This is a genomic window from Novosphingobium organovorum, assembly GCF_022832435.1.
Lineage (GTDB): Bacteria > Pseudomonadota > Alphaproteobacteria > Sphingomonadales > Sphingomonadaceae > Novosphingobium > Novosphingobium organovorum.
This window is the reverse complement of record NZ_JALHLF010000199.1, coordinates 1-3,504: the sequence shown is the minus strand read 5'-3', so window position 1 is coordinate 3,504 and position 3,504 is coordinate 1. Positions and strand designations below refer to the sequence as shown.

Below are 3,504 nucleotides of genomic sequence, written 5' to 3'. Positions count from 1 at the left end.
CGCCGCGTCGCGCAGGCGCAGCAGGTCGGCGCGCAGCGGGGCGGGATCGATCGGGCCAAAGGGGGCCGCGCTCCCGCAGCTGCGGCGAAACTCGGCGAGGACGGTCTCGGGGTTTTCGCCGAAGCGGCGCAGCATCCGGTCGATCACCCGCACCGGCACGCCCGCGCGATCGGGCGCTGCGCTGAAGCGGTCGAACCCGTTGATGGCGACGATCCCGCAAAGGCCGGGAGCGGGCGCGGCGAGCGCGCGCATGGTCCCGAAACTGTGGGTGACGGCAAGGTACGGCCCCTCGATCGCGGGGCTGAGCGGCGCACCGAAATAGCCGCGATCCTCAACCACCCGTTCGTATCCGGAAAGGTGCGCGCAAAGCGGCTCCCAGAAATGCCGGTCGAAACCCCAGCCATGGACGAACAGCAGCTTCACCGCGCGTCCCCGAGCGCTGTGAGCAGCGCATCGACATCCGCGGCGCTGTGGCCCGCACGCAGCGCGATGCGCAGGCGGCTGGTGCCGGGCGGAACGGTTGGCGGGCGGATCGCCGAGACGAGGAACCCGGCGTCCTCGAGCCGGGCCGAAAGCGCGAGCGCATCGGCTTCCGCGCCGATCACGGCGGGCACGATCTGGGTGCTCGATTCGCCGCAGTCCAGCCCCAGAGCGCGCAGCCCGGTGCGCAGCTGCACGCCGAGCGCGGCGAGGTGGACCCGCTCGGCCTCCAGCGTGGGCACGAGATCGAGCGCGGCGTCGATCGCGCCGAGCATGGCGGGCGGCGGCGCGGTGGTGAAGATGAAGCCGCTGGCGGTGTTGACCAGATAGTCGATCAGCGCCTGCGAGCCCGCGACATAGGCGCCAAAGCCGCCGAGCGCCTTGCTGAAGGTGCCCATGACCAGATCGACTTGTCCCGGCACCTGCGCGCACAGCCCCGCCCCGGCCGGGCCGAGCACGCCGGTCGCGTGCGCTTCGTCGACGTAGAGCGCGGCCTGGTGCGCCTCGGCGATCGCGGCGAGGCGGGGCAGGTCGGCGCGGTCGCCGTCCATCGAGAAGACGCTTTCGGTCAGGATCAGCCGTGCGGGCGCATCGGCGCCCTTGCTCGCGAGGAGCGTTTCGAGATGGTCCAGATCGTTGTGGCGAAAGCGGATCTGGCGCACTCCGGCCATCGCCAGCCCGGCGTGCATCGAGGCGTGGATCAGCCGGTCGGTGTAGACCGCAAGGCCGGGCACCGCGGCGGCGAGCGCGGCGATCACCGCGGCGTTGGCCTGCCATCCGCTGGCAAAGATGAGCGCGGCTTCGGCGTGCTTGAAGCGCGCGATGCGCGCCTCGAGCGCGAGCTGCTCGGCGCTGGTGCCGGTGACGAGCCGCGAGGCGCCAGAGCCCGTGCCCAGCGCCTGCGTCCAGGCCACCGCGCGCGCGCTCAGCTCGGGGTGGCGGGCAAGACCGAGGTAGTCGTTGCTCGAAAAGTCGATCAGGCGTCGCCCCTCGCGCACGATCCGCCCCTCAGCGGCGAGCGCGGCGGGGCGCAGCACGCGGCGCTGTCCGGCGCGGTCGATCCGGGCCAGCGCGGCGGTGAAAAAGGGGTCGAGCCGTGTCATCGTGCCTGCCGGTTATGGCAACAGCGCGCGCGAGACAATGGTGTGCGGTGAACTTCCTGTTGCGGGTTTTGCGGTGGAGGAGAGCGGTCAGGTGCCGGATCAGGGCCGGGATCAGGGGCGGGGTCAGGGGCGGCCGAGCGCGATCCGCAGCTTCGCGCCCAGCCCGCGCGCGGTGCGCAGGGCGGCGAACAGGCGCAGCCACTCGTGCCCTGCGATGCGCAGTGGATTGTGCGAATCGAGCGCGTGGACCAGGCCATAGCGCAGCGCGCGCCCGTCCGGCTCGGCGCGAAAGGTTCCGAACAGGCGGTCCCACACGATCAGCACGCCGCCGAAATTGCAGTCGAGGAAGGCCGCCTCGCTGGCGTGGTGGGCGCGGTGGTGCGAGGGCGTGTTGAAGATGGCCTCGAGCGGACCGAGCCGTCCCACCATCTCGGTGTGGAGCGGAAACTGGTAGAGCAGGTTGGCGCCGAGCAGCACGCCGATCATCAGCGGCGGGAAGCCGATCAGCACCAGCGCGACATAGAACAGCCAGCCGAGCGAGAACAGCTCGGTCCAGCCCAGCCGCACCGCGCTCGGCAGGACGTATTGCGCGGCTGAATGGTGCACTGCGTGGGTCGCCCAGAGCCAGCGCACGGTGTGGCTGAAACGGTGGAACCAGTAATAGACGAAATCGACCGCGAAAAAGCCCGCGATCCAGGTCAGCGCCGCGTCGGAGGGGAAATGGAACAGCGCGATAGGTTCGGCCGCGAGCAGCACGATGCCGATGACCACCGCGCCGAGCGGGCGAAACACCGCCTGACCCAGGGCAACGCCAAGACTGGCCAGCGCCCCGCCACGATCGTAGCCGCGCGCGTTGCGCCGGCGCCAGACGATCTCGACCAGCACCAGCAGCAGGATCGGGATGAGGAGAACAGGGTGCTGGAGGACCAGGCGCATCGCGAAATTTCCTTTCCGGCGGACCGGGCGACGGGGGGCTAACGTTGGGAAGAGCGCGAGGACGGCCGCTCTCGCGCTCCCTCATCTCGCAGGGCCGTCTTCAGCCTCGGCGCGCCTTGATCGCGGCGCGCAGGGCTTCGAGTTCGGCCTGGGTTACGCGGCCGTCGTGGTTGGCATCGGCCATGTCGAAGCCGAGTGTCGGCCCTTCGACGAACTCCTTGTAGCTCAGCTTTCCGTCGTGGTTGGCGTCGAAGACGCGGCGCAGCTCCTGCAGCCGGTCGCCGTCCCAGCGGGCCTGCACGATGGCGGGCAGGTCGTCGCGGGTGAAGACGCCGTCGTGATTGCGGTCCATGCGCTGCCAGTTGGCCTTGCGCGCGGCGATCAGTTCGGCGCGGCTGATCGCGCCGTCGTGGTTGGTGTCGGCCTCGCGCAGGCGTTCGATCGCCTTCTCGCCGCCGGGAAAGGCGCCGGGCGAAGCGCCGGGCTGGGCCTGTGCGGGCAGCGCGGCAAACGGGCTGAGTGCGGCGGTGAGCAGCAGGGGGGCGAACCAGGCGGCTTTGGGCCAGGGAGTCTTGGGGAAGGGGGGCATGAACGGGGTATCCTTGGACAGCGAGGCGAAAAAGGATGCCGGATGGGCGAGGGTCGGGGGATCGGTTGGAGAACCCATCCGGCAAGGCTTGCGAAAGGGGGCCTGGGTCGAGGGCATCCTTGCGCGCTGCGGCGCGCCGTCGATTGGCCTGATCGGGCCGGTGCGGCGCGCGTCTGGGGTCAGCAGGCGGTCAGCGGCAGGGAATCGCCTCGCCGCTGGCATTGCTGCAGGTGCCGGTGTGGCTGACCTGCCCGTTCTGCACCGTGGTCTGGCCGGAATAGCTGTTGCCGGTCGCGGCGTTGGTGGCGTTCGACGTGCGCGAGCCCGAGGTCGTGCCGTCGGCGCTGCGGGTGAAGCCGCCCTGGCTCGAGGCGGAGCCGCGCGCGCCGCTGGTCG

Annotated in this window: 4 protein-coding genes and 1 pseudogene; all 5 read right to left on the bottom strand. The window is 70.9% G+C overall.

Annotated features, from left to right (window positions below):
• A partial coding sequence (locus MTR62_RS20450) for an alpha/beta hydrolase (protein WP_244024419.1) occupies positions 1 to 423 on the bottom strand: 423 nt, incomplete at its 3' end.
• Positions 420 to 1,583, bottom strand: a complete 1,164-nt coding sequence (locus tag MTR62_RS20445) for an aminotransferase class I/II-fold pyridoxal phosphate-dependent enzyme (protein ID WP_244024417.1) — start codon at positions 1,581 to 1,583, stop codon at positions 420 to 422. The genes MTR62_RS20445 and MTR62_RS20450, both read right to left, overlap by 4 nt.
• Positions 1,584 to 1,706: 123 nt before the next feature.
• Entirely contained in the window at positions 1,707 to 2,519 is an 813-nt protein-coding gene (locus tag MTR62_RS20440; protein WP_244024415.1) for a sterol desaturase family protein, read from the bottom strand.
• Between the two features lie 100 nt (positions 2,520 to 2,619).
• Positions 2,620 to 3,108 (bottom strand): EF-hand domain-containing protein, encoded by a 489-nt coding sequence (locus MTR62_RS20435; RefSeq protein ID WP_244024413.1) that lies wholly within the window; start codon positions 3,106 to 3,108, stop codon positions 2,620 to 2,622.
• A 190-nt stretch (positions 3,109 to 3,298) separates the two neighbouring features.
• Positions 3,299 to 3,504 (bottom strand): annotated as a pseudogene (locus MTR62_RS20430) (hypothetical protein); the annotation flags it as partial.

What these genes read in the sequence shown, in the direction of transcription:
- MTR62_RS20440 (WP_244024415.1), bottom strand. Translation starts at nt 2,519, where the DNA reads ATGCGCCTGGTCCTCCAGCACCCTGTTCTCCTCATCCCGATCCTGCTG.
- MTR62_RS20445 (WP_244024417.1), bottom strand. Translation starts at nt 1,583, where the DNA reads ATGACACGGCTCGACCCCTTTTTCACCGCCGCGCTGGCCCGGATCGAC.
- MTR62_RS20435 (WP_244024413.1), bottom strand. Translation starts at nt 3,108, where the DNA reads ATGCCCCCCTTCCCCAAGACTCCCTGGCCCAAAGCCGCCTGGTTCGCC.